At 68.2% G+C, this 25,703-nt stretch carries 24 protein-coding genes and 2 tRNA genes; 9 read left to right on the plus strand and 17 right to left on the minus strand.

Annotated elements, in window-relative coordinates; genetic code table 11:
- The first annotated feature begins 78 nt into the window (after nt 1-78).
- Both ACQ260_RS06000 and ACQ260_RS06005 read left to right on the plus strand, forming a co-directional pair.
- Complete coding sequence (locus ACQ260_RS06000; RefSeq protein ID WP_432558508.1) at nt 79-252, plus strand: helix-turn-helix transcriptional regulator; 174 nt, start codon at nt 79-81, stop codon at nt 250-252.
- The gene (locus ACQ260_RS06005; RefSeq protein ID WP_432558509.1) at nt 249-1,382 is read left to right on the plus strand and encodes a tyrosine-type recombinase/integrase; all 1,134 of its coding nucleotides are present in this window, start codon (nt 249-251) and stop codon (nt 1,380-1,382) included. Before ACQ260_RS06000 ends, ACQ260_RS06005 begins: the two co-directional genes overlap by 4 nt.
- A 9-nt stretch (nt 1,383-1,391) precedes the next feature.
- On the opposite strand, the gene ACQ260_RS06010 is transcribed toward ACQ260_RS06005, so the two are convergent.
- The 6 genes from ACQ260_RS06010 to glp form a co-directional block, all read right to left on the minus strand.
- A tRNA-Ala gene (locus tag ACQ260_RS06010) sits at nt 1,392-1,467 on the minus strand.
- A gap of 72 nt (nt 1,468-1,539) precedes the next feature.
- Nucleotides 1,540-2,283, minus strand: coding sequence for a SepX/GlpR family protein (locus ACQ260_RS06015; RefSeq protein WP_432558510.1), 744 nt, complete (start codon nt 2,281-2,283; stop codon nt 1,540-1,542).
- 77 nt (nt 2,284-2,360) lie between these two features.
- The gene (locus tag ACQ260_RS06020; protein WP_432558511.1) at nt 2,361-2,996 is read right to left on the minus strand and encodes a GNAT family N-acetyltransferase; all 636 of its coding nucleotides are present in this window, start codon (nt 2,994-2,996) and stop codon (nt 2,361-2,363) included.
- Nucleotides 2,997-3,003: 7 nt separating this feature from the next.
- Nucleotides 3,004-3,495: a MogA/MoaB family molybdenum cofactor biosynthesis protein gene (locus tag ACQ260_RS06025; RefSeq protein WP_432558512.1), complete on the minus strand. Its 492-nt coding sequence runs from the start codon at nt 3,493-3,495 to the stop codon at nt 3,004-3,006.
- The gene (gene moaC, locus ACQ260_RS06030; RefSeq protein WP_432558513.1) at nt 3,488-3,964 is read right to left on the minus strand and encodes a cyclic pyranopterin monophosphate synthase MoaC; all 477 of its coding nucleotides are present in this window, start codon (nt 3,962-3,964) and stop codon (nt 3,488-3,490) included. The genes ACQ260_RS06025 and moaC overlap by 8 nt, the downstream gene beginning before the upstream one ends.
- Nucleotides 3,957-5,276: a molybdotransferase-like divisome protein Glp gene (gene glp, locus ACQ260_RS06035; protein ID WP_432558514.1), complete on the minus strand. Its 1,320-nt coding sequence runs from the start codon at nt 5,274-5,276 to the stop codon at nt 3,957-3,959. The genes moaC and glp overlap by 8 nt, the downstream gene beginning before the upstream one ends.
- 18 nt (nt 5,277-5,294) lie before the next feature.
- On the opposite strand from glp, the gene ACQ260_RS06040 reads away from it, so the two are divergent.
- Nucleotides 5,295-5,924, plus strand: a complete 630-nt coding sequence (locus ACQ260_RS06040; protein WP_432558515.1) for a 5-formyltetrahydrofolate cyclo-ligase — start codon at nt 5,295-5,297, stop codon at nt 5,922-5,924.
- 6 nt (nt 5,925-5,930) lie between these two features.
- Here the strand turns inward: ACQ260_RS06040 and ACQ260_RS06045 are convergent, their stop codons facing one another.
- On the minus strand, nt 5,931-8,477 hold the full coding sequence (locus tag ACQ260_RS06045) for a penicillin acylase family protein (RefSeq protein WP_432558516.1): 2,547 nt from the start codon (nt 8,475-8,477) through the stop codon (nt 5,931-5,933).
- A 110-nt stretch (nt 8,478-8,587) separates the two neighbouring features.
- Here ACQ260_RS06045 and ACQ260_RS06050 point away from each other — a divergent pair, with 110 nt between their 5' ends.
- The 3 genes from ACQ260_RS06050 (at nt 8,588) to mscL (ending at nt 10,163) form a co-directional block, all read left to right on the plus strand.
- Nucleotides 8,588-8,890: an FmdB family zinc ribbon protein gene (locus ACQ260_RS06050; protein ID WP_432558517.1), complete on the plus strand. Its 303-nt coding sequence runs from the start codon at nt 8,588-8,590 to the stop codon at nt 8,888-8,890.
- A 98-nt stretch (nt 8,891-8,988) separates the two neighbouring features.
- Nucleotides 8,989-9,678 carry an RcpC/CpaB family pilus assembly protein gene (locus ACQ260_RS06055; protein WP_432558518.1) on the plus strand — a complete coding sequence of 230 codons (690 nt, stop codon included), beginning with the start codon at nt 8,989-8,991 and terminating at the stop codon, nt 9,676-9,678.
- A 125-nt stretch (nt 9,679-9,803) separates the two neighbouring features.
- Complete coding sequence (gene mscL / locus ACQ260_RS06060; protein ID WP_432558519.1) at nt 9,804-10,163, plus strand: large conductance mechanosensitive channel protein MscL; 360 nt, start codon at nt 9,804-9,806, stop codon at nt 10,161-10,163.
- 62 nt (nt 10,164-10,225) lie between these two features.
- Here mscL and ACQ260_RS06065 read toward each other — a convergent pair whose 3' ends face one another.
- Nucleotides 10,226-10,603, minus strand: a complete 378-nt coding sequence (locus tag ACQ260_RS06065) for a hypothetical protein (protein WP_432558520.1) — start codon at nt 10,601-10,603, stop codon at nt 10,226-10,228.
- Entirely contained in the window at nt 10,600-11,985 is a 1,386-nt protein-coding gene (locus ACQ260_RS06070) for a UTP--glucose-1-phosphate uridylyltransferase (protein WP_432558521.1), read from the minus strand. The genes ACQ260_RS06065 and ACQ260_RS06070 overlap by 4 nt, the downstream gene beginning before the upstream one ends.
- 112 nt (nt 11,986-12,097) lie before the next feature.
- On the opposite strand from ACQ260_RS06070, the gene ACQ260_RS06075 reads away from it, so the two are divergent.
- Nucleotides 12,098-12,173, plus strand: a tRNA-Arg gene (locus tag ACQ260_RS06075).
- Between the two features lie 20 nt (nt 12,174-12,193).
- Here the strand turns inward: ACQ260_RS06075 and ACQ260_RS06080 are convergent.
- From ACQ260_RS06080 to ACQ260_RS06105, 6 genes are all read right to left on the minus strand, one after another.
- Nucleotides 12,194-14,002, minus strand: coding sequence for an ABC transporter ATP-binding protein (locus ACQ260_RS06080; protein WP_432558522.1), 1,809 nt, complete (start codon nt 14,000-14,002; stop codon nt 12,194-12,196).
- On the minus strand, nt 13,999-15,588 hold the full coding sequence (locus ACQ260_RS06085; protein WP_432558523.1) for an ABC transporter transmembrane domain-containing protein: 1,590 nt from the start codon (nt 15,586-15,588) through the stop codon (nt 13,999-14,001). Before ACQ260_RS06085 ends, ACQ260_RS06080 begins: the two co-directional genes overlap by 4 nt.
- 383 nt (nt 15,589-15,971) lie before the next feature.
- Nucleotides 15,972-16,313, minus strand: a complete 342-nt coding sequence (gene trxA / locus ACQ260_RS06090; protein ID WP_432558524.1) for a thioredoxin — start codon at nt 16,311-16,313, stop codon at nt 15,972-15,974.
- 91 nt (nt 16,314-16,404) lie between these two features.
- Nucleotides 16,405-17,445 carry a hypothetical protein gene (locus ACQ260_RS06095; protein WP_432558525.1) on the minus strand — a complete coding sequence of 347 codons (1,041 nt, stop codon included), beginning with the start codon at nt 17,443-17,445 and terminating at the stop codon, nt 16,405-16,407.
- Nucleotides 17,438-18,121: an iron-dependent transcriptional repressor DtxR gene (locus tag ACQ260_RS06100; protein ID WP_432558526.1), complete on the minus strand. Its 684-nt coding sequence runs from the start codon at nt 18,119-18,121 to the stop codon at nt 17,438-17,440. Before ACQ260_RS06100 ends, ACQ260_RS06095 begins: the two co-directional genes overlap by 8 nt.
- Nucleotides 18,122-18,197: 76 nt before the next feature.
- Nucleotides 18,198-19,088 carry an SIS domain-containing protein gene (locus tag ACQ260_RS06105; protein WP_432558527.1) on the minus strand — a complete coding sequence of 297 codons (891 nt, stop codon included), beginning with the start codon at nt 19,086-19,088 and terminating at the stop codon, nt 18,198-18,200.
- Nucleotides 19,089-19,215: 127 nt separating this feature from the next.
- Here ACQ260_RS06105 and serC point away from each other — a divergent pair, with 127 nt between their 5' ends.
- On the plus strand, nt 19,216-20,331 hold the full coding sequence (gene serC, locus ACQ260_RS06110) for a phosphoserine transaminase (RefSeq protein ID WP_432558528.1): 1,116 nt from the start codon (nt 19,216-19,218) through the stop codon (nt 20,329-20,331).
- Here the strand turns inward: serC and ACQ260_RS06115 are convergent.
- Nucleotides 20,321-21,526: a hypothetical protein gene (locus tag ACQ260_RS06115; protein WP_432558529.1), complete on the minus strand. Its 1,206-nt coding sequence runs from the start codon at nt 21,524-21,526 to the stop codon at nt 20,321-20,323. The two genes, serC and ACQ260_RS06115, sit on opposite strands and share 11 nt — an antisense overlap.
- A gap of 165 nt (nt 21,527-21,691) precedes the next feature.
- On the opposite strand from ACQ260_RS06115, the gene ACQ260_RS06120 reads away from it, so the two are divergent.
- Entirely contained in the window at nt 21,692-22,183 is a 492-nt protein-coding gene (locus ACQ260_RS06120) for a hypothetical protein (protein WP_432558530.1), read from the plus strand.
- Nucleotides 22,184-22,189: 6 nt separating this feature from the next.
- On the opposite strand, the gene ACQ260_RS06125 is transcribed toward ACQ260_RS06120, so the two are convergent.
- The gene (locus ACQ260_RS06125) at nt 22,190-25,627 is read right to left on the minus strand and encodes a pyruvate carboxylase (RefSeq protein ID WP_432558531.1); all 3,438 of its coding nucleotides are present in this window, start codon (nt 25,625-25,627) and stop codon (nt 22,190-22,192) included.
- Between the last annotated feature and the right edge of the window lie 76 nt (nt 25,628-25,703).

The raw sequence follows: 25,703 nt of genomic DNA on the forward strand, positions 1-25,703 counted from the left end.
AACGAACGATGGAAGACAGGCTGTCGACGAAGGATGCCGCCCCACTGGCACAGGGCCGTTTGGAGCGGGTGCTTCGCCATGGATGAGTTGCTCACCTCTGATGAAGTTGCGGGTTGGTTGCGGGTGTCGCGGTCCACCCTGTGCCGATGGCGCCAAGAGGGCAAAGGCCCGCGGGTGGTGTGGCTTACGCCGTCGTGTCCCCGTTACCGCCGCACGGACGTGGTGGCCTGGCTGGAAAGAGTCGCAGCGTGAGCGTTGTGAAGCTCCCCAGCGGGAAGTTCCGGGCCAAACTGAAGGTCGGTCGCGTCGACGTGGCCTCGCGTGTCTTTCCGACGAAAACGGCGGCTCAAGCGTGGTTGGGCCGGGAACGGGCCGCCATTGATGGCGGGATCGACCCCCGGGCGGGGAAGCGCCTGGTCAAGCAGCTCGTGCCCGAGTGGCTCGAGGTGCGGCGGCACACCGTGGCCGTGAAGACTGCGCGAGCGGATCAGGACGTGCAGCGGCTCACCCCGACGTCGGTGCTGAATCTGCAGGTCAAGGCCGTCACCGGCCGAGAGATCGCGCGTGTCTTCGTGGCTCTGCTCTCCGACGGGCTCGCGGAATCGTCGGTGCGGCGGTATCGGGCGTCGCTGTCATCGTTCTTCGCCTGGTGTGTGCAGGAGAAGATCATCGCCGCCAATCCGGTAACCGGCGTACAGGTCCCGAAGTCGTCGGCTATCGCCACAGAGATGCTTCCGTTCTCTGAGGACGAGTTGGAGGACCGCCACGCGGTGTGGCGGGAACGCGATGAACGGTTGGCCGATGTGCTGTTGGTGCTGGGTTGGACCGGTCTGCGCTGGGGTGAGGCTCGTGCCCTTCAGGTCCGCGACCTGGTCGAGGTCCCGGCACCCGCACTGTTGATCCGGCGTTCGGCGCCTGAGGGCGTGCCGGTGAAGGCCACCAAGGGCCGTCGCTCCCGCCGAGTGCCGCTTGCCAATCGCGTACTCGATATCGTTAGGTCCTTGGCCGAGAGCCGTGCGCCGGGTGATCCGCTGTTGACCACCGCCGGGGGTTCGCTCCTGCATCGCTCGGCTGTCCTGCGGACTTTGGACTGGCGAACCACCAGTGACGGCCGCCGCCTTCACGATCTGCGCCACACGGCGGCATGTCTGTGGCTGGCCCGCGGCGTCGACCCGGGAACGGTGCAGGCCTGGATGGGGCACGAGTCCATCGCCACGACGAACCGATACCTGCACCACCTCGGCACAGGCGCTGACATGGCGGGTCTGGCAAGGCTCAATGAGGCGCTGGGGGGCACTAGGGGGGCACATTCGGGCCAGAGGGCAGGATTACAGGCCGGTGATCTAGTCCCAGGAATAAGTAAAGGACCTAGTCAGCGCTAGGTCCTTGGGTGGTGGAGCTAAGGGGATTCGAACCCCTGACCTTCTCATTGCGAACGAGACGCGCTACCAACTGCGCCATAGCCCCTTGCTGCAACAGCCACGACAGCCTAGCACGCCCTCCGGGCATGCGCACATCGGCGCTGAGCCGCGTACTCCCTCACTCCCCCACGACCCGCAGCCGCTCGATGCCAACCAGGGACGCCTCGGGCGCGTCGGCCACGACCGGCTTGTTGTCGACCTGGACGGGTTCGGGCGCAGAGAGATCGATGGTCCGGACGGTGCGGGCGCCAACCGGCGGCGCGGACACATAGTTCGCCCGCGTGATCGGCAGTGGATCCCAAAGGGACCCCGGCTTGCCGACCGGCATCCCGAGCTCAATGGACTCGACGACCCCCTCGGTCCGCCCCTTCTCCGACTTGCTCGGCTCGGACACCGTCACGGTTTCCTCGGTCTCGCCCTGTTCGAAGGCGGCGAGCCGCCGGTCGAAATCCCGATGCATCATCTGGACGCTGACGCGAGCGATCGCGAGGAAGCCGACGAGCAGGCCGCCGGGGATCGCGAGCACGCCCCAGGGCGCGCGGCCGAAAGCACACACCGCGATCACGGCGGCCACCGCGACCAGGAGGACCACGATCACGTTCCGGCGGCGGCCGGCCGCGTCCTGTTCCGCGCGCCGCATCGACTCGATGAACGCGCGGCGCGTGAGCGGCGTCGACACCTGAGCCTCGTGTTTCACCTCGTCAGAGCCAGAATTGCGCACGATCCGGACGTCGGCCGAGAATCGGCTGGCCGGGTCGAGCAGCTCGCTTGTTTTGGCGGAGTCGCGACGCAGATACATCGGCACGAGATATGCCAGCCACGCCGCCACAATTGCACCGAAGATCAGTCCCGTCGTTCCCACATGCGTAACGTACGCAGCCCCACGCGACTCCGGTCGGACCCGGGTCGGAGTGTCGTGACGGTTCCGTTACGGGCTGGTCATTCCGGCCGCTGGCTGGCCATTTCCCAGCGGGCGAGGAGCCCGCCGGGAACTTCCTCGCGATGCAGCGCGAAGATCTCGTGATCCCGCCAATCACCGTTGATGTGCAGATAGCGCGGACGCAGGCCTTCGTGCCGGAAGCCGAGCTTCTCCACCACGCGGAGGCTGTTTCCGTTCTCGGGACGAATCGCCACCTCCATGCGGTGCAGCCCGAGGTCCCGGAAGCAATAGTCGGTCGCCAGGGCCACACCGACGGGCACCATCCCACGACCGGCCGCTCGACGATCGATCCAATAACCGATCTGGGCGAACATCGCAGATCCACGGGTGATCCCGGACACGGTCACCTGCCCGACCAGCCGGGCGGCGTCCGGTTGCTGCCCGCCGGTGGGGTCCCAGCACAGTGCCCAGGGCAGCAGTTGACCGAGCCGGGCTTGGCGATCGAGCACCCGGACGAGGGCGGTGAAGGTGGGCGGCCCCGGCTCCGCACCGGGCGGCTGGGTGGCCTCCCAGGGCTCGAGCCACTCTCGGTTGTGCTGGCGCACCGCGTCCCACGCTGTCCTGTCCCGCCGGCGCAGCGGCCGGAGCACTACCTCCCGGTGCTGGAGCCGCACCGGCCAATAGCCCGCGGTCACGTGGACCTCAGTGGTCCCCGCCGCGGATCTGCTCGACCGCGTGCACCAGGACGGGCGCCAGCACCTCCATGGCATCGCGCACGCCCCCGCGCGACCCCGGCAGGTTGATCACCAGGGTGCGGTTGGCAACCCCGGCGAGTCCGCGGCTCAGCACGGCGGTCGCCACGCCCTTGGCCACCCCGGCGCGCGCGATCTCCGCGGCCAGCTGTGGAATCTCGCGGTCGAGCAACGGCCGGGTCTGTTCGGGGGTCGAGTCGGTCGGCGACAATCCCGTCCCACCGGTGGTGAGGACGATGTCGTACGCCCCCACCGCCGCGCGAAGCGCCGCTCCCACAGGATCACCGTCGGCCACCACGATGACCGGCGCCACCTCGATGCCCAGTCCCTGCAGCCCGTCGGCGAGCAAGGGTCCGGAACGGTCTGCGTACTCCCCCGCCGCCGCACGCGTCGACGCGGTGATAACACAGGCCCGGATCGAGTGGGCAGCGGACTCAGTCACGGCTCCAGTCTCCGCTGCGCCCACCGGACTTGGCCAGCACCCGCACGTCGCTGATCACAGCGAGTTTGTCGACTGCCTTGACCATGTCGATCACGGTCAGGGCCGCGACCGACACCGCGGTCAGCGCCTCCATCTCGACGCCGGTGCGCTCGTTGGTCCGGACCGTGGCGGTGATGTCCACGCCATGGTCGGTGACTTCCAGTTCCACCGAAACCCCGGACACCATCAGCGGATGGCAGAGGGGGATCAACTCGGGCGTACGCTTCGCGCCCTGGATCCCCGCGATCCGCGCCACCGCGAGCGCGTCGCCCTTGGGCACCCCACCCGAACGCAGCAATGCCACGCACTCTCCGCTGAGGCGCACGGTCCCAGCGGCCGTCGCGGTGCGGGCGGTGACCTGCTTGGCAGAGACATCGACCATGTGCGCATGTCCCGACTCGTCGAGGTGCGTCAGCCGCGGCTCACTCATCCAGCATCCAGGCTCGAACGATCTCGCCGGGCTTGATGACCTCGGTCTCGTCGTCGATCAACAGCAATGCGTTGGCCCGCTGCAGACCACCCAGGAGGTGCGACGAGTGCTGGCCGACTTGTTCCACCACCCGGCGGCCGCCGGCGTCGGTGCGGATGCCGGCCCGCACGAACCGGGCACGGCCGGGCTTCGACCGGATGATCGTGTTGGTCACAGCCGTCACGGTCGGGCGCAGCAGCGGGGTGACACCCATCAGCTTGCGGATGACCGGACGGACGAAGACTTCGAAGGACACGAACGAACTGACCGGGTTGCCGGGGAGCATGAGCATCGGGGTCTCGTCGTCGCCGATCAGGCCGAATCCCTGGGGCTTCCCCGGTTGCATGCCGATCTGGGCGAAGTCGACCATCCCGAGCTCGGGAGCGACCTCCTTGACGACGTCCCAGTCGCCCTCCGATATGCCGCCCGAGGTCACGATCAGGTCGGCACGGACCAACTGGTCGCTGATCGTCTGCTTCAGCATCTCCGGGTCATCACCGACCACGCCGACGCGGAACACTTGGGCGCCGGCAGCGCGGGCCTGGGCGGCCAGCATGAAGGAGTTCGAATCGAAGAGCTGGCCCAGCTCGGTGAGCTGGAGACCGGGTTCCACCAGCTCGGACCCGGTGGCGAGGACGACCACGCGTGGGCGGGGCCGAGCCATGACCTTGTCGATGCCGATGCCCGCGAGCAGGCCGATCGTGCGGGCGTCGATGATGTCGCCATCGCTGAGCAGCCGCTCGCCCTCGGTGATGTCCGAACCCTTGCGGCGGATGTTCTTGTCGACGTCCATCTGGGTGAAGATCTTGACGTCCTCGGCGCCACGGTCCGTGAGCTCGTATTGCACCACCGTGTCCGCGCCCTCGGGCACCGGGGCACCGGTCATGATCTTCATCGCAGTGCCGGGCGCGAGCGCTCGATCGGCGACCGCCCCGGCTGCGATCTCACCGACCACCGCGAGCGTGGCGGGCCGCTTCTCGGACGCGTTCTTCGTGTCCGCGGCCTGGATCGCATAACCGTCCATCGCGGAGTTGTCGAACCCGGGGAGGGACACGTCGGACTCGATGTCCTCACACAGGCTGAGCCCCAGCGCGTCCAGCAGTTGCATGCCGAAGGGCCGGAGCGGCTCAATCTGATCAAGGATCCAGTCGCGCTGTGCCTGCCAGTCCCGATAACCGTTGGCGTTCGGCTCGGGCGGGGTGGGCAGCGTCGGAGGCGGCACTTCCTCGACCGGCTCCGGCTCGACCAACTTCTTCCGACCGAACAATCGCATGCCGTCTACCCTAGGCGAATGGATCCCCTGACCCCGGCCGACCACGCCGCGCTGCGCGAGGCCAAGCACACCCTGCGGTCGGCGGTGCGGACCCGGCGGGCGGCTCGCTCTGCGGAGGACAGGGCGGCCGATGACCACGCCCGGTTCAGCAGGTTGCGGGAGTTCTTGGACAACCCGGCCGAGTCCTTCACCCTCGCCGCCTATATGTCGATCCCCCCCGAGCCGAGCACGCTCGAGTTGATTGCCTGGCTGCATTCCCGCGGGACGACCGTCCTGCTCCCGGTGCTCGGCAAACGGCCTGACGGCACGCCGCGCCGCGACCCGGATTGGGCCGCGTACGCCGGACCGGAATCGCTCCGCATCGGACTGTGGGGCATCCCGGAGCCGACAACTCCTGCTCTCGGCAGCCGCGGGATCGCTGCCGCCCAGGTGATCGTCTGCTCGGCCCTCGCCGGCTCGCTCGACGGGAAGCGGCTCGGGATGGGCGGGGGCTGGTTCGACCGGGCGCTCGAGGACGCGGATCCGGGGGCCGTCCTCGTGACTTTGCTCAACGACGACGAGATCCTGCCCGACCTGCCGACCGAACCCTGGGACCGGACGATGGACGTGATCGTGACCCCTACCCAGCTGGTCGCAGCTGCTCGGTGATCGGCCTCAGCGCCCGGGGAGCAACTCGAGTCGCTGGGTGGTGCCCTCCTCCACCCGATAGCGACTGAACCGCCAGGGCCGCAGTTGATTGTGCGCCATCGGGGACAACTGATCGGCATAGTTGGGATGGAACGCATGCCCCGACTGGCCGGAGAGATTGATCCAGCGGGAGTTGTCCAGGTCGGCGAGGTCCACCACCATCTTCATGGCCGGCCCGTTCGTGACCTCGAAGCCCCATTCGCGATCGTTGAACGACCAGGCCAGCACCACGGCGGTGCCGCCACCGACGGGTTCGTCGCCCCGGTTGAACAGACTCTCGACCGCGCCGATGCCGGAGCGACCGAGGGTCTGGTGGCGCAGCCGCAGCCGGTGCGTGTGGCCCCAATTCCAGCCCTGCGGGTCGAGACTGCGCAGGACAGTCGCGTCGCGCCGGGCATGGGACAGCGCACGGTCGAGGATGGCGTCCCGGTCCTCCACGATCGTGGTGGACTTGTCGTCCCACCATTCGTTGTTCGGTTCGCGCAGGAGATCGGCCACGACCGCGTACCACCGATCAGTCGACCCCGTCCGCACCTCTGGCGGGACCTCGTCGTCGAACGCGAGCTGAACGATGTGCTTCATCACCAGGTGAAAATAGAACGCGCCCGTCGAGTCGGTGCCGGACTGCCGGTCCCAGGCCCGCAGGACCTCCTGGCCGTCCCTGACCCAGTCCTCGCGGGGCTCGACCGCCAACAGATACGGCACGATCAGTTCGGCGAACCGCACCGTGGTGTCATTGAAGATCTCGCTGCTCGAAGCGACGGTGAGCGGCTCGGTCTGCTCGTTGAGGATGTCGACGATCTCCTGGCTGCGCCAGCCCCGCGAATAGTGCGAGCCGAGAGGCAGCGGATAGTCCTCGATGATCTGCTGATTGGCCGCCACCACGAATCCTTCGGGCGGGTTGTGCGCAAAGGGCAGTTCTTCGAAGGGGATCATTCGCTCCCAGCCGTACGCAGGGTCCCAGCCCGGCACGGGCATCGTTCCGTCGCCTTGGCGGCGGACGGGGATGGCGCCCGGCAGTTGATAGCCGATGTTGCCATTGACATCGGCGAAGATCAGGTTCTGCGACGGCGCGGACAGCAGTCGCGCGGCAGCCCGGAACTCGTCGAAGTTGCTCGCGCGGTTGAACTCGAAGATTGCCTCGATCGAGCGGGACGGCAGCAGTGCCGACCACCTGAGCGCGACGGCCGTCTCGAGACCGACGGAGTCGTCGGGACCGGTCACGTGCTGGCGCATTGCCGCATGCACATCGGAGAGCAGCGGACCGTTCGAGGTCTCCCGCACATTGATGGATCGATCGTCGCCACCGGCGACGCGGATCAGCTCCACCCGCTCGGTGATCTCGCCCCATTCGTCCTGCCCGCGGCGAACCTGACGACCGCGAATCTGCTCGATCACGAGGTCCTGCGTGTCCACATAGGGTGTGGTCAGGCCCCACGCGATGTGCGCGTTGTGTCCTACGATCACGCCCGGCATCCCAGCGAAACTGAAACCGCTCACGTCGAAGGGGCAGTCGGCGGTGACGGTGCGGCAGTGCAGACCGACCTGGGTGAAGATGCCGGGGATGCTGACCGCGAGGTGGGGATCGTTGGCGAGGATCGGTTTGCCGCTCGCGGTGCGCTCGCCCGACACCACCCAGGAGTTGGACCCGATCGCGTCGGCACCCCCGACGGCCAGCCATCCGGTGACGGCGTCCTGCCCACGCGCGACCGACTGCAACGCCGCCACCGCGTCGGGTTCCGTCACCTGCGGGTCCGACGACAGTGGCGCTGGCCTGTTCTGGCCGACGAGCGCGGGGTCGAAGGCGCCGTCGGCGACCGCGCCGTTGGGCACGATCGGGTGGAACACCTCGGCATCGAAGGAGGGCTGGACCGAGAGGGCACGCTGTTCCCCGACCGAGGCGGTGAGTGCCGCGAGCTCGATCTCGCCGGACAGATTGGAACTGACGTCCCAGGCCATTGCCTTCAGCCAGGCGATCGAGTCGACCGCGGTCCATTGCTTCGGCACATAGGACAGCCCCTGCAGCCCGAGGATCGCGTACTCCAACGACAACTCGTTCGCCGACCGCGCCGCCAGATAGGCGTTGACCCCGTCGGCGTACGCCTCCACATAACGGCGATGACGCACGCTCAGGAGCGCCAACTCCTGCTCGGCCACCCGGTGCATGCCGAGAGTGCGCAGAAAGACGTCGGTCTCCACCTGCGACTCCCCGAACAACTCGGAGAGCCTCCCTGAGGTGATGTGACGGCGCACGTCCATCTCCCAGAAGCGGTCCTGGGCATGCACGAACCCCTGGGCGGCGAAGAGGTCCTCGGGATTGTCGGCATAGATGTGCGGAATCCCCTGCGCGTCCCGGAGGACCTCCACCGCACGGGTCAGCGGCGGGGCTTGGATCAGGCCGTCGGTTTGCGGGAACGAAGCGCGCACCGTGACCACCCCCAGGCTGAGAAGCCCGGCGAGCACCAGGACGAGCGTCACGAGGGCGACGAGAAGAGCCCGCGACAGCACCCGCACGTGGGCTCCTCCTTTCGCCGAGTGGTACGCAATTCCCTGGCCTCGTTAGCAGTCGCTATGCTTGAGTGCCAACGCGCAGGGGCGCGTCGATCAGGTCAGAGAGAGTATGCATGCCCACTTACCAGTATCGCTGCAAGGACTGTGGCGCCGATCTTGAGGTCGTCCAGAAGTTCACCGATGATGCGCTGACCGACTGCCCGTCCTGCGAGGGCGGGGAACTGCGCAAGATCTTCAACGCCGTCGGTGTGGTCTTCAAGGGCTCGGGGTTCTATCGCACTGATTCGCGCGCCGGCTCGGCCGACTCGAAGTCGACGGCCGGTTCCGGCTCGTCGAGCGCGGAGAAGGCGTCGGGCGGTGCGGATTCGAAGTCGTCGGGCAGCGCGGCACCGGCGACCGCCGGGTCCGCCAACTGAGGAGTACGCCGATCGCGCGGTCTGTGGACAACCACGGACCGCTGCTTGGGCTGTGGAGAACCTGACCCGGCCCGGCCCACACCTTCCATTGTGGGGACATGACTGGTTCGCCCCGACCTCCGCGCGCTCCTGAACGCACCCTGCCCCTGTTCCGTCCTCGACGAAGAGGACTGTTGGCGCCACTCGCCCGGGCGGTCTCCTGGCATCGGCGCAAGCTCGCCGTCCTCGCAGCGGTCACCGCGGTGCTCTGCACGATCGCCGCGGCCTCCCCCAGCGACTCACCGACCGTCCCGGTGGTGGTCGCCACCAGGGATCTCGCGGGCGGCCGCGCCCTCGTGGAGGCGGATCTGCGGATCGCGCACTATCCAGTGCCGCTGGCACCGTCCGATGCGTCGGCCGATCCGGGCGAACTTCTGGGTCGCGTGCTGATCGGATCTGCCGGAAGCGGAACACCCATCGGCCGCAACAGCGTCGTGGCACCACGCGCACTGAATCCGGGCGTCGGTCGCTCCCTCGTGCCGGTGCGGTTCGAGGATCCGGCCATCGTGAGCCTGTTGCAGGTCGGCGATCTGATCGACGTGCTCGCGACCGGCAACGGCGAGTCACCGACCCGCGCGATCGCTGCCGGGGCGCGGGTTCTGGCCATTCCCGCGAGCGAGTCGACAGCGGGCCCGTTCGGCGGTGGCGGGCCGTCGGGGACGCTCGTGTTGCTGGAGGTGTCACCGGGTGATGCGAACGACCTCGTCGCTGCCCAGAGCCGCGATCGCCTGGCCGTGATTCTCCGCTAGGACCCCACATTTCATGGCACGGCACGATGCGTCCATCCGGCGACCTCGCTGTTAGGGTGCTTGCGGCCTGTGGCCGCCCGGACCCTTCAGCCGGGAACGGGAAAAAACTATGCAAGGAGTTATCGGTGAAGGGTTTCAAAGACTTCATCATGAAGGGCAATCTCATCGAGCTTGCCACCGCGTTCATCATGGGCACCGCCTTCGCCGAGGTCGTGTCGTCGTTCGCCGCTCTGCTGATGGACTTCATCGGCCGCATCCTGGGTGGCGACCCGAGCCAGGCGTTCACCCAGACCACGATCTGGGGCCTCAACATCGGCGCATTCCTCGCCGCGCTGGTCAGCTTCCTGCTGATCGCCTTCGTTCTCTATTTCGCCATCGTGAAGCCCTATGAGGCGTACAAGAAGATGCGTGGCATCGACGCCGAGTCCGGCGCCACCGACACCGAGCTGCTGACCGAGATCCGCGACCTCTTGGCCCAGCGCTGATCTTGCGTTCGACCCACCAGCTAAGCCCCGCCACCTGAAGTGGCGGGGCTTCTTGCTGGTGCTCACCCCCAGTGCGGGGGCCTCTCGGCGACGAGGCGCCGTTCGTCGATGTTGAGGCTCCGCCCGCTGACCGACCGCACCTCTGCGGACCCGGCCAGGACACGCGCGCGCAGATCGGCGACCACGGCAGCGAACCGGGCGGCGCCGAGCGCTCGGACCTGTTCGACCGGAACGGTCCGCCGCGCGGTGGCCGCAGCCGCCAACCGTGGCCCGGACCACCCGACCGCAGCGAGATCGGCCAAGAGCCGGTCCGGATCGGGCGCGGGTCCACCACCGTCATCGCTCGGGAGTCGCAGCCACTCACCGGTCAGGGCGAAGGCGAGGACCGCGTGCCAGTCGACCGACGGCACCGGCTCTTCCGCCGGCGCCGCCTCCTTCACAACCCCTCGATGGTGGCTCCCGGCTCGACCTCAGCCGGGTCGCCGGCGTCCTCGAGATCGACCCGGCCGGTGATGCGGACATCGGGACCGAAGGTCCAGTCGCCGCGCACGGTCAGGCTCTCGGCATCGCGCAGCGACGGGACGCCTTGCGGGAATCGCTGATCGAAATCACCGATGCGCTTGAAGAAGCGTGGATCCAGGTCGACGTGGCAGACCTTTTCGGTGTCGAGGGTGATCGACCCGTCGGCGCCGACCGCATACGTATCCGACCGCAACAGCAGCAGATCGTTGGTGGTCTTGACGGGGAGGAACCGCGATCGCGGCACCCCGATAGCCGTGGCGCCCTCGAACACCTCGATCGCCGCACCCATCGCCGTTTCGATCTGGAACACCTCGGGCGAATCCGGGTCGCCCGGATCGACGGTCTTGGTGTTGCGGATGAGCGGCAGGCCGAGGACGCCGCGCCGCTCGGTGAGCACGTCGCGGAGCTGCTGCAGGTCCCACCACAGAGTGTTGGTCGAGAACCAGCGATGCCGGTTCTCGTCGGTGAAGGCGTCGAGATCCTCGGGTGCGGTCTGGGCGACCTCCCGCAGAATGAGCCGACCGTCACTGCGCCGAACCGCGAGGTGACCGCCCTTGCGATCGGCCTTTGTCCGGGCGCAGACCTCGATGGCGAACGGAGCGCCGGAGGCCGCGAACCAACCCGCGAGCCGCGGGTCGGGCGTGGCGCCGAGGTTGTCCGAGTTGGCGACCAACGCATAACGGAAACCGCGCGCCACCAGCTCGTCCAACAACCCGGAAGCCAGGAGCGAGGGATAGATGTCGCCGTGCCCCGGCGGACACCACTCGAGATCGGGGTCGTCCGGCCACTCGACCGGGGTGAGGTCATCGGACCGCAGCTTCGGCTCGGAGCTCTGCATGAAATCCAGTGGCAGCCCATCCACCGGCAGGTCCTCGTGCGCCGCGAGCGCCTCAAGCGTGTCCTCCCGGGTCCGGAAGGAGTTCATCAGCACCAGCGGCAGCCGGACACCGTGCGCTTCGCGCGTCGCACGAACCTGGTCCACGATGAGATCCAGGAACGTCCGGTCCTCGGTCACGGGGAGCAGCGACTTGGCCTTGCTCATGCCCATGGACGTGCCGAGACCACCGTTGAGCCGGATCATCACCGTCGCGGCCAGCGCCTCGCGCGCCTGCTCGGGATCCACCTGCTGATCCTCCAGCAGCGGCAGATCACCGACGGGCTCGATGTCCGCCTCCGGGACCACACCCGTCGCCCCGGACTCGAGCTCTTGGTAGTAATGCTTGAACACCTCGGCGGGCGCGCCTCCCTGGCCGGCCGCCTCCATCTTCTCGATCGCTTGACGAAGTCCTGCACCGCTCACGCTTTCAGCCCTCCGGAAGTTGTTGGCGTCTGGTTCTTCGTTTCACGATGGACATTACCCGCGTGTGGGCGCGAGGCTGCACGCTAGGCTTGTCCGGTCCGCTTGGCGGAAAGGCCCCATAGCTCAGGGGATAGAGCACCGCTCTCCTAAAGCGGGTGTCGTTGGTTCGAATCCAACTGGGGCCGCCATGAAACCTCGCTGGACGTGACTATGGGCCGGCCTCCTCGGCCGACCGGCCCGCGCTCCACGCCGACCACATGCGGTGATAGATCCCGCGGTGGGCGAGAAGCTGGGCGTGGGTGCCCTGTTCGACCACTCGACCGGAGTCCATGACGACCACGCGGTCCGCCCGTGCGGCTTGGTCGAGACGATGCGCCACCACCAGCGCCGACCGGCCGCGGGACACCACCTCCGCCGCCTCTTCAAGCGCCCCTGCACCGGCCGAGCCCGCTTCCGCGGTGGCCTCGTCCATGATGACGATGGCGGGGTCGAGCAGGAGCACCCGGGCGAGTGCGAGCTGTTGCGCCGCCACCGGGTCGAGTTGCCTGCCACGGGCGCCAACCACCGTGTCCAGTCCGTGTGGAAGCCGGCCGAACCATGACCCCGCGCGGACCTGCTCGAGCGCCTCCAGCAGTTCGGCATCGGTCGCGTCGGGTTTGGCCAAGGTCAGGTCCTGACGCAGGGTCCCGGAGAAGACGTGGACCTCCTGACTGACGGTGGCCAGTCGCGCAATCCGCTCACGATCCGACAGCTTCGACACTGGATGCCCGTCGACGAGAACCTCGCCTCGGTCAGGAATCAGCAAACCCGCCAACAACGCCGCGACCGTCGTCTTCCCGGCGCCGGATGCCCCCACGAGCGCGACCGTCTCACCCGGACGGATGGTGAGGTCGACGTCGCGGATCGCCCACGCTCCGCCATAACTGAAGCTCACGTTCCGCAGTTCGACCCGACCGGATGGAGCGGCAACACCGCTGTCGGGCACAGGCACGGGCGGATCGACGACCACGCCCACGATCCGCGCCAAGGAGGCGTACCCGGACTGGACCACGTCCAGCACCCGCATGAACGTGTTCATCGGGCCCCGAAGCCGAATGATCATGAGGACCGCCCCGGTCACCGCGCCGACGGTGATCGCGTCGGAGGCGACCAGAAGATATCCCACGAGCAATGTGAGGGCCAGCATCGCGAACTCGGCGATCAGCATCCACACGTTGAGCACGAGCATGGTGGTGCGGGCCCGAATCGCCTTCACCACCACACCCCACGAGGCATTCCCGATCCCCGTGCGCACGCGGTCCTCCATCAAGAACGCACGCACGGTTGCCCGACCTCGGATCGCTTCCAGGACCCGGCGCGCCCGCTCAGCCATCGCCGCGCGCTCCGCGGCGTAGCGCCCCGGGGCCCGGGAGAGGTAGTGCCGGGACGCCAGGTAATACAGCGGCGCGACCACAATGGGGATCACCAGGAATCGCCAGTCGACCGTGAACAGTGCGAGCACCGTGGCTGCCACCGTGAACACCGAGGTCGACAGGGTCGGCACGGTCTCGGTGACCGCCGCGGACAGTTCGGCGACGTCGTCGGTGGACCGGCTGACCAGATCGCCGCTGCCGGCGTCCTCGACCCGGTGGGTCGGAAGCCCGAGCGCCGTCCCGACCATGTCCTGGCGCAGATTCGCGATCACCCGCTCGAAGACCCGCGAGAGCAGATAGAAGCCGGCAGCGCTGAGGATCGCACCGACCAGCGCCGCGCCCAACAGGGCGGAGCCGATCAGCCACAGCGGTTGACCGGCCCGGCCCGATACCAAATCCACGATGTGGCCCATGAGTTGCGGCACCAGCACCGCGGCGTACGCCCCGAGACTCAGCAACACGACTGCGAACAGCAGTGCGGGTTTCGCGCGTGGAGCGCGGTCCAACTGGCGCGTCACCTCGCGCCGCACCTGCCCGAAGGTCGCCAGGGGGAATCGGAGTGCGGTGTCGGGCTTGGCGGGCGGGCTTGCTTGCGATGACCTCATCCGGCAGTCGGTCCCAGACCTTGGACCGTCTCGACCAGATCCTCGGTTCGCAGCTGGGCTGCCGCAACGGCTCGCCAGGCGGGCGCCTCGCTGAACACCAGCGTGGCCGCCTGTCCGCGGAGTCGGGCAATGTTGGCGGCGAGGTTCTGCTCGGTCACCGAGTCGACTGCCGTGGTCGGGTCCTGCAGAACGAGGACCTCGGGATCTACCGCTATAGCCCGGGCGAGGGCGACCCGTTGCCGCTGACCACCGGACAGCATCCGTCCGTTCTCGCCGACACGCTTGTCGGGCCCTTCCGGAATGTCCTCGCAGCAGGCGGCCTCAAGCGCCTCCTCGGCGCGGGCACGGTCGGGATGGACGTTGTCGGCGACCGTGCCGTCGAACAAGTCCGCCGAATGAGGGGCGACAATCACTCTGGTTCGCGGCAGCAACTCCAGGGTGGAGATCAACTCGTGATCGCTGCCGCTGACCGTGGTGAGTCCCGGATGGAGGGACTCGATGAACTGTTGGGCTCGCGCGGAGTCGGCCTCCGTCGTACGCTCGAACCCCGCGCCGAGGACTTCTCGGATTCGACGTCCGGATGCCTCGGCCGATGCCCAGCGCGACGCAAGGTTCCTGCCGAACATGGTCATCGGGGTCACCAGGAACTGGGTCAGGCCGACCGCGGTGATGAGCTCTCCGATCGTGATGTGCCCGCCCAGCGCGAGAGCCCCTGCCGCTAGGCCGAGTGCGGCGACGAAGGTCGCGCCGGCGGCTTCGGTCGCGCCGTTGAGACGAGCTTGCGCGGCATTGGCCTCAACGGTCCGGGCGTATGCGAGATCCGAAACGGCGTCATAGCGACGCCGGACGGTGACGATCGCGCCCAACCCCTTCAGGATGCGCAGGCCCTGCACCACGTCGGCCGCGGTGGCGGCAGCGTCCGCGACAGCCTGCTGCCGGGCGACCGACCGGCGTTGCAGCGGCCGGGCGACGCCGAGGGCGATGATCACGAGCAGTGGGCCTCCGACGAGGGTGGCCAAACTGAGCCAGGGATTGATGGTGAACATCATCACCGCGCCGTAGGTGATGGCCGTCGCCTCGGCCACCGGCATCACGGTCATCATCACGATCTCGCCGACCCGGGTGGTGTCCGACGACGCAACGGACAGCAGCCCTCCGGCGGTCCTGTCCCGCCCGGCAAAGCCACGCGGGTCCTGAATGCGGTCGGTGACCAGCGTGCGCAGGTCGTGGCTCACCAGTTGCTGGCTGCGGATCAACATGAACCGCGCAGTCCAGTTGGCACAGATCGCGACCACGAAGACACAGGCCAGCACGAGGATCCACACGCCCAGCCCGGCCAGGGACGAGGTGGCGATGGCCTCGTCCACCGCTCTGCCGACGATGACCGGAGTCAGCCCATTGCAGAGGAAACTCACCGCCATGGCGAACGAGGCGACGAGGCTCCACGGGCGTTGCGAGAGAGCGACCTTCAGCGTCCACCAGCGCGCATCGACGGCGGGGATCAGAGACTTGCGCCCACCCGGTCCGGGAAGCGCCGAATAGTCCACCACGCTGTGGTTCACCGGCGCCGGGGACGTGTCGCACACGGCGGCAGATACTACTGTGAGCAGAGGACGCGCCTCGCCCGCGGCGCCTCTCGCGACCCATTAAGTCCCCTCGCGTGCAGGAATCGCTCTCAAATCGGTCTCAACCGTGCAAATCATCCACCGATAGGTTGGAACCTTCCGGATCGTGAAGTAGTGTCGTGTCACAGGAGAACGCCGATGAATGTCTCCTGGGGGTGGGTAGACAAGGTGCGTGAGCCCGTTCGTCGGCGTTCTCCCAAGAGCTTTTCGTGACCGCGGGCCAACAGCCCGCGGTCTTCCTGTTCGCGGAGTCAACAACACGCGAAACACGATCGGCTCCGCACCACCGGGAGTGGGCGGAGCCGATCGTGGCCGTGCTGCCGAAGTTGCGAGGCCACGTTGCCTCAGCTGGCGGAACCGTCTTCCGGAAGCTCCTTGAGCTGGGTGATCAGCTGCTCGAGCTGGCTGGCGTTGAGGACGCCGGCCTGATTGAACACCATGTTGCCCTTGTGGAACGCCATGATCGTCGGGATGCTCATGATGTTGAGCGCGCCCGCGATTTCCTGGTTGGCGTCGGTGTCCAGCTTCGCGAACACGACGTCGTCGTGCTTCTCGGACACCTTGCTGAAGATCGGGGCGAAGCGCTTGCAGGGGCCGCACCAGTCGGCCCAGAAGTCGACCAGGACGAGGTCGTTGTCCTGGATGGTGTTGACGAAGTCTGCGCTGGTCACATCAACGGTTGCCATGTTTGGAAAGCCTTTCTGTTGTCTCGCCCCAATCCAACACTCGCATTCGCGGGGCTATTCCATCTCGGGACAGAACCTCGGAGACCTGTGCTCAGAGGTCCTCCTCGAGCGTCGCCACAATCTCGTCCCCGATCGACCGGATGACCCGGCCCGGACCGATGGTGCGGCCGGCAACTGTCGACACGAGCTGCGACAGCCCCGGCAGCGCCTCGTCCGGCGGCGCCGCCCCGGGGACCCCACCGGCGAGCAGCGGGTTCGCACCGTCGTTCCAGGGCTGCGTCAGTCTGGTCCAGGTGCGCAACCACGCATCGGAAATCTCCTGCACCGAGGGGACCCCGAAGAAGTGGCCGACCGGCGCATGGTGGCGCAGGGAGACGATGGGCGAATCCACATAGAGCAGCGCCAGCCGGACGCGGGCGTCGAGGTCGCGCCGCAGCTCCAGCGATCCTGCGGTGGCCCACTTGCAGGGGTTCGGGCACGTCTCCCCCACGTCGGGCCGCTCGCCCGCGCCCACGGTTTCGTGGTTCATCGCGCACACCGCGAGCGTGTCCCCGAGTCGGGAGTGGAACTTGTCGAGATAGGCCGTGTATCCCGCGAGATCACCGTTGCACGCGTTCAGCGACCGCTTGGCCGTCGCCCGCATCGCCGAGTTGTGGGGGCACAGCGGGTCGTCGGTCCCCCAGCGCTGCCCGACTGACCGACCCATCTTCAGCGGGTCACCGCCGTGGCCCAGAATCGGTTCCCAGGCGAGCTGACACAGATATTCGCCGATGAGATGTGCGGTGACCACCACCTGCAGCGGCTCGTGCCTGAGCGCACGGAGTTGAGTGACCTCGAGCATCAGCTCATAGAGCGGCACCAGGGAGCGCAAGGCCCCTCGCTCCTGGTCCCGGGGCTCGAGGGGGAAACAGGACTGGCGCAACCGGTTCGCCCACGGGGCACTGAAACCCTTGGCGATCGTGCCGAAGTCCTCGGCGTCGAGGTCGAGGACGCGCTTCGCGGCGGTGGCCAGCGCGTACGCCCGCCTCGCCTTCTTCTCGTCTCTCCGCTTCGGCGGATTGTCGTGCAGGAGAGCGGCGAGCGCGTCATACCAATGACCCTCCAGCAGGGCCCCGACCGCCGAGTCAATCACTGTCGGCGGCCTCGGCATAGAGCTGGTCCGCGGACTCCGCATCGATCGTCATGCTGCCCGCACCCGTGGTGAGCCGGAATCCGTCCGGCACCTCGATCACCACGACCTTGGCCGCGGGCACGATTCCGTTGCGGTGCAGCTCCGCCAGCATCTCGGGCCCTGTCTGGAGGTTCTCGCCGATCCGCCGGATCGTGATCCGCCGTGCGCCCGCGGCGACCAGCCTGGGCAGGGGTTCGCTCGGTCCCGGACCGGCCGGGGTCGAGGTGTCGCCGGCCTCCGGGATCGGATTGCCATATGGCGACTCGATCGGATCCCCGAGCAGCGCCACCAGCCGCTCCTCCACGTCGTCCGAGATCACGTGCTCCCACCGACACGCCTCGTCGTGCACGTTCTCCCACTCGACACCGATCACGTCGGTGAGCAGCCGCTCGGCCAAGCGATGCTTGCGCATCACGCGGACCGCACGATCGCGACCGCTGGGGCTCAACTCGATGTGCCGCTCGCCGGTCACGCGCAACAGTCCGTCGCGTTCCATCCGGGCAACGGTCTGGGACACGGTCGGTCCGCTCTGGCGCAGCCGTTCAGCGATGCGCGCCCGCAGCGGGACGATCCCCTCTTCCTCGAGTTCATAGATCGTGCGCAGATACATCTCAGTCGTGTCGATGAGGTCACTCACGCCGATCTCCTGTGGTTGCGGGGTTCACGGCCACAAGGCGGCCACGTGCTGCGCCTACCTTAGGCCATCCTTATTGTCACTCGTCATCGTGCTGGACAGCACGCGCCAGGTTCCGCGGCACGTCCGGTGACAGGCCGAGCTTCATCGCGCGTCCCACGGCCACACGCTGAGTCAGGATCAATTCGGCCATCGGATCCCGCTGGCATTCGACCAGCGTCGCGCCGGTGTCGTGGATCCGCTGCACCAGGCCGAGGGGCGTCCGGCACAGCAGCCACACCACGCGGCCCGGCTCGGCCACCGCGATCGGTCCGTGCCGATATTCCATGACCGGATAGGACTCGGACCACGACTGGCTGCACTGACGGAACTTCAGCGCCGCCTCGTGCGCGAGACCGACCGTCCAGCCCCGCCCGAGATAGGTCACCTGGTCGACCTCGACCTCCTCGTCGGTGATCCGCACCTGCAGCGCCTCCCGAGCCTCCGCCACCACCTGATCAAGATCGTCGCCCACCCACGCCCGGGTCAGCGCCAGGGCGGTGGTCGCGAACCGCGTCTGCACAACCGATGCCTCGTCGGCGAACGAGAGGTCGATCACGGCGTCGGCCAGATCCGCGCTCGGGGAGTCGTCGAAGTTGCCCAACAGTGCGAGAGTGGGCAACTGGCCCTGCACGTCGGCGAGCAGCCGGTTGACGTCCGTCGTGGCGCCGGACCGGGTCAGGACCACAATCCGGTCATAACGCCGGGTGCGTGGGAACTCCGAGGCCACATAGGCATCCGACTCCCCCATCCCGGCCTTCTCCCGCAGCGCGGCCATCGCCTGGGCCATGAACCACGCGGTCCCCGTCCCGACGAACGCGACCCGCTCTCCGTCGGCTGGCAACAATCCGCGCACATCGTCCAGCAGATCCGCTGCCTGCTGCCAGCAGTCCGGCTGCGAGTGAATCTCGTCATCGGTGAGGAAGGCCATAACCCCAACCTAACCCGCGAACGCGTCCGTCAGGGCGGCGATCCGGGAGCCGCGGGGATCTCGCCGGAACCTCCCGACTGGTTACGGTTCATGAACACCACCCTGTCGCCCGTGAAAGGATGGCGCCATGCCGCTTGAGATTCCGCCATTTCTGCTGCCTCGGGACGGTCGATTCGGTTGTGGTCCGGCTAAAGTACGCCCCGCGGCCCTCGACGCCCTCGTCGCCTCTGCTCCGCTGCTGCTGGGGACCTCGCACCGCCAGAAGCCGGTCCGGGACCTCGTGCAGCGGGTGCGTTCGGGCCTCGCGGAGTTGTATGCGCTGCCCGACGGCTATGAGGTCGTCCTCGGCAACGGCGGCTCCACCCTGTTCTGGGACCTCGCGACGTTCTCCCTGATCGAGGAGCGGTCCGCCCACGGGGTCTTCGGCGAGTTCTCCGGGAAGTTCGCGAAGGCGGTCGCCCGGACCCCGCATCTTGCGGATCCCGTGCTGTTCGAGACCGAACCCGGTTCGATCCGACTTCCGGAGGAGACCGACGGGGTCGACGTCTATGCGTGGGCCCACAACGAGACCTCCACGGGCGCGCTGGCCCCGGTCCGACGGGTCGGCGGGGACGACGCTCTTGTGGTGATCGACGGCACGTCCGCCGCCGGCGGGGTGCCGGTCGACATGAGCCAGGTGGATGTCTACTATTTCGCGCCGCAAAAAGGGTTCGCCTCCGACGGTGGACTGTGGCTCGCGTTCCTGTCTCCCCGCGCGATCGAGCGGATGGAGCGCATCGCCGCCAGTGGCCGCTGGATCCCCGAGATCCTGAGCCTGAAAGTCGCCTACGACAACTCGCTGAAGGACCAGACCCTCAACACCCCGGCGGTCGCGACGCTGTTCCTGATGGACGAGCAGCTGCACTGGCTGCTCGACAACGGCGGCATGGAGTTCGCTGCCCGCCGGAGCCGGGCGTCGTCGGTGCGGATCTATCGCTGGGCGCTGGAGAGCGAAGTGGCCAAGCCGTTCGTCGCGGACCCGGACCACCGCTCACCGGTCGTCGCGACCATCGACTTCGAGGAATCCGTCGATGCCAAGCTGTTGACCGATGTCCTGCGGGCCAATGGAATCGTGGACGTCGAGCCCTATCGCAAGCTCGGCCGCAACCAGATGCGGGTCGGGCTGTTTCCCGCAGTCGATCCCGATGATGTCGCAGCGCTGACGCACTGCCTGGAATGGCTCGTGCCACGCATCACCGATTGATCGGGCGGCTCTCGGTCGGGTCGTCGTCCTCCGGGGCTCCGGGCTGCTCGTCGGAGTCGGGAAAGCGCCTGCGGAGCACGGCCGTGTCCTCGTCCTTCGCGCCGGGTTCCTCGGCCTCCGCTGCCGCTTCTTCCGCCTCCCAACGCCGACGAGCTGCGATGGCGGCCGGGGTCTCCGGCTTGTTGTCGCGCAGATAGACGATCACCCCGGAGGCGACGGCGACGAGCGCAGCGAGCGCCAGCGCCACGAGTGTCCCGGTGCGCGCCGTCGGTGCGCCCCCCAGACCGTCCGACTCGTCCTCCGGTGCCGGGGTCGGGGTGGGGCTGGGCGGCGGAGTCGCCGCACCGACCGGTCCGGGCTCGAGCTTGTCGGGAATGGGCACCCGGAGCACCCGGGATTGCGTGCCTTCCGAACCGATGAGCAGCGCGTTGTCGGCCATGCTGACCGCGAGCGATTCGCCCTGGGGCTGGAACGGCAGGCGAGCGCGGGCGACGGAGGCGTACGTCTCCGGGTCCACGATCTCCACACTCAGATAGGTCCGCACGGCGAGCCGGCCGGATCGGAGGACCGTGGCGTCCGTGGCCCAGGCGGGGGCATCCGCGATCCTCGTGAGTTCGTTGGGAGCGCCGATGCGGGGGCGCTCGGGCGCGAGATAGACCGCGCCCTCGGCTGCCTTGGTGATGATCCGGATTTCGCCGGTGTCGTCGACGAGGATCGCCTCCGCGTCCTTGGGCCCGTCCGGATAGGCGAACTCATAGGTCGTGAAGTCGTCGCCGCGGTCCCGGCCGGGGACTGGCGAGGTGATGACATAGACGCGGACCGAGTCCCGCTGGCCGGCGTTGTCGCCGATGTCGGCGATGTAGAGCCGCCCGTTCGCATAGGCGATGGCCTCGACGTCCACCGGGTCGGCGTTGAACTCGACTGTGCCACGCGTGCGCCCATCGGGTCCGATCGCATAGACCACTCCGCGGTCGCCCGAATCGTTGACGGTCCAGAACACGTTGTTGTCGGTGTCGCGGGTGAGACCCGACGATTCGGTGATGCGCGGGTCGCTGATCGTGAACGCGAGCCCGGTCGCGATCGTCGGGGACGGGGTCTCCGCGTACGCCGGGAGCGCCAGCCCCACACACCAACCGATCAGCACGAGCAGCAACCCGAACCCGCGCCGCGCGGCGCGCTTGTTGACAGGTGCCATGCTCAACTTCCCCGAGATTGCGGCCAGACTAGAGCCGACTTCACGAATTGACCACACCCTGGGCCAGTGCGGCGATCACGACGATCACCACGAGTGCCACCAGCACCCCGGACACAATGAGGCGACGGACTCGAGGATTCACCCCTCCACGCTACCCTCGTCAACGTGAAATCCCCGATCACCAGTGCCGAACGGACGATCGTTACCCGCGGTTTCAGCCGGGGGCGCTATGCGCTGACCCTCGGTCTGGTCGCGGCGGCGCTCGCGTTGTTCGTGCTGTGGTCGCTGAACATCGGGCACGGGGTCTATGCCTTGAGTGTGCTCGCCGTCGCCGCGGCCGCACTCACGTTCTTCGGCGGACCGGAGCGACGCGCCAGGACGGTGACGGTCTCGGCGCGCGAGATCCGGATCACGCGATTCCATCGCATCGGGACCGTGATCGAGCGGTCGGAACTGGCCGGGGCTGTGGCCGAGGAGACGCCGGGGGGCCGGGGGCGTCCGCAGGCGCTGCTCGTGCTCACGCCCCGCGACCCGGGGACGTTCTTCACCCGACACCGCGAGTTGCGCTCGGTGCGCATCGACGGCGCCGCACACGTTCCCGTGGGAACGTCCCACGAGACCGTGCGCGAACTGAACGAGGCGCTTGCCGGCAACTGAGGCCGCTCACGCCGGCTTGATCACCAGGACCAAGTCGCCGCCCTCGACGGTCTGCGTCCCCCGCAACGCGACCCTCTCGACCACGCCACCGACGGATGTGGTGATCGACGCCTCCATCTTCATCGCCTCGATGGTCGCCACCGTGTCGCCGGCCTTGACCTCGGTGCCCGGCTCGACGCTGACGGTCACCGCACCCGCGAACGGGGCAGCGACATGGCCCGGGTTCGAGCTGTCGGCCCGTTCGGCCGCGACGGACTCGACCTTGATCGACCGGTCCCGCACCCGCACCGGACGCAGCTGCCCGTTGAGGGTCGTCATGACGGTCCGCATGCCCTTGTCGTCGGCTTCACCCGTCGACTGGAGCCCCACGAGCAGCGTCACACCGCGGTCGAGACGCACGGCGTGTTCGGTGTCGGGCTCGAGTCCGTAGAGGTATTCCAGCGTCGGCACCGTCGAGAGGTCGCCATAGCTGCCCCGGTTGGCCTCGAATTCCTTCGTCGGCCCGGGGAACAGCAGCCGGTTGAGGGTCTCCTGCCGCTCGCGGCCCGCTTCGGCGAGCTTCGGCAGGTCCTCGGCCGGCACCTCGACCTCCCGCGCCGGGGACTTGCGACCGCCGAGTGCCTTGGTCCGGAACGGCTCGGGCCAGCCGCCGGCCGGGTCGCCGAGCTCACCACCGAGGAAGCCGATCACAGAGTCGGGGATGTCGTAGTTGCCGGGGTTCTCCTCGAAGTCGGCGGGGTCGGCGTTCACGGCCACGAGGTGCAGTGCGAGGTCGCCCACGACCTTGGAGCTCGGGGTCACCTTCGTGGGGCGGCCGAGGATCTTGTCCGCTGCGGCGTACATCCGCTCGATCTCCTCGAACCGCTCCCCCAGCCCCAGCGCGATGGCTTGGACGCGCAGGTTGGACAGCTGGCCGCCCGGGATCTCGTGGTCATAGACGCGTCCGGTCGGGGAGGTGAGGCCGGCTTCGAACGGCTTGTACGCTCGCCGGACCGTCTCCCAGTAGGGCTCCAGATCCATGACCGCGCGGAGGTCGTTGCCGGCATAGGCCTGATTGGCCGGATCGGTGAGCCGCGTGCTCCGCTCCTGGTGCTCGAGCGCTGCCACGAGCGCCGAGGCCGGGACCTGGCTCGTGTTGCCGCCCATGGACGCGGAGGCAGTGTCGACCGCGTCCACACCGGCTTCGATGGCCGCGACGAGGGTGGCGAGCTGGCCGCCGGCGGTGTCGTGGGTGTGGAGATGGACCGGCAGGTCGAAACGCTCACGGAGCGCGGTGATGAGGCGCTTGGCGGCATAGGGCCGCAGCAGGCCCGCCATGTCCTTCACCGCGAGCACGTGGGCGCCGGCGTCGACGATCTTTTCCGCCAGCCGCAGGTAGTAGTCCAGCGTGTAGATCTTCTCCCCCGGATCGTTCAGGTCCGAGGTATAGACAAGCGCCACCTCGGCGACGGACCGGTTGGTCTCACGGACGGCCTCGATCGCCGGGCGCATCTGCTCGACGTCATTGAGCGCGTCGAAGATGCGGAAGATGTCGATGCCGACGCGGTCGGCCTCGGCGACGAACGCCTGCGTGACCTGGGTCGGATAGGGGGTATAGCCCACCGTGTTCCGGCCGCGGAGCAGCATCTGCAGCGCGTGCCCCGGCATGGCCTCGCGGAGCGCACCGAGGCGCTCCCACGGGTCCTCGGCCAGGAACCGCAGCGCCACGTCATAGGTCGCGCCGCCCCAGCATTCCATCGAGAACAGCCCCGGCAGCATGCGCGCGATGACCGGGCCGGCCTCGAGCAGGTCCTTGGTCCGGACCCGGGTGGCGAGCAGCGACTGATGGGCGTCGCGGAACGTCGTGTCGGTGACCTCGACGTGCCGGGCCTCGCGCAGGGCACGGGCGAAGCCCTCCGGGCCGAGCTGTTCGAGGCGCTGGCGGGAACCGTCGAGGACCGGGACGGAGAGGTCCACGGTCGGGAGCTTCTCGACCGGGTCGGTGTGGATCGGGCGGGGGCCATGGGGCTTGTTGACGGTCACGTCCGCAAGCCAGTTGAGGACGCGGGTGCCGCGGTCCCGCGGCGTCCGCATCGTCAGCAGCTCCGGCCGCTCCTCGATGAACGACGTCGCGACGTCACCGGCGAGGAACGCGGGATCCGCGAGGACGGCCTGGAGGAACGGCACGTTGGTCGCCACGCCGCGGACGCGGAACTCGGACAGGGCGCGCCGGGCGCGGGCGACCGCCAGCTCGAACGAGCGGGCGCGGGTGGTCAGCTTGACCAGCAGGGAGTCGAAGTGGGGGTTGATCTCAACGCCGGTGGCGACGGTGCCGCCGTCGAGGCGTACGCCGGCACCGCCCGCCGAGCGATAGCCCGTGATGATGCCGGTGTCGGGGCGGAACCCGTTGGCCGGATCCTCGGTCGTGATGCGGCACTGCAGGGCGGCCCCGCGGATCTCCAGCTGCTCCTGGTGCAGACCGAGGTCGTCGAGGGACTCGCCCGCGGCGATGCGCAGCTGGGACTGGACGAGGTCGACGTCGGTGATCTCCTCGGTGACCGTGTGCTCGACCTGGATGCGTGGGTTCATCTCGATGAACACGTGCTCGCCCGCGCGCTCACCCTCGGTCTCGAGCAGGAACTCGACCGTGCCGGCGCACGAATAGTTGATCGACCGAGCGAACTTCACGGCGTCCGCGCACAGGCGCTCGCGCAGCTCGTCGGAGATGTTCGGTGCGGGCGCGATCTCGACGACCTTCTGGTGCCGGCGCTGGATCGAGCAGTCCCGCTCGAACAGGTGCATCACGTCGCCCTGGGTGTCGGCGAGGATCTGCACCTCGATGTGCCGGGGACGCTGGACGGCCTGCTCGATGAACACGGTCGCGTCACCGAACGCCCCCTCGGCCTCGCGCATCGCGGCACCCAGCGCCTCCGGGAGCTGAGCAGCGGCGTCGACCCGGCGCATGCCGCGGCCACCGCCGCCGGCCACCGCCTTGACGAACACCGGGAACCCGATCTCCTCCGCACCGGCGATCAGCGCGTCGACGTCGGTGGAGGGCGGGGTGGACTTGAGGGTGGGCACACCGGCGGCTCGTGCCGAGTTGAGTGCCGCGACCTTGTTGCCCGCCATCTCGAGCACATTGGCCGGCGGCCCGATGAACGTCAGCCCGTTGGCCGCGCAGGCCTCGGCGAGGTCAGGATTCTCCGACAGGAAGCCATAGCCGGGATAGACGGCGTCGGCACCGGACTCCTTGGCCACGCGGATGATCTCGTCGATGTCGAGATAGGCGCGGACCGGATGCCCCTCCTCGCCGATCAGATAGGCCTCGTCGGCTTTGATCCGGTGCTCGGCGTTGCGGTCCTCGTGGGGGAAGACGGCGACGGTCCGAGCCCCCAGCTCGGTGGCGGCGCGGAAGGCACGGACTGCGATCTCGCCGCGGTTGGCGACCAGCACTTTGGAGAACATGGCGGGCACTTTAGTGGCGCCCACCGACAGCGGTCACCGGCGTTCCATCCGGCGCACCGAATCCCCTGCGGGCAGG

The organism is Ammonicoccus luteus (assembly GCF_050880385.1).
Classification (GTDB): Bacteria; Actinomycetota; Actinomycetes; order Propionibacteriales; family Propionibacteriaceae; genus Enemella.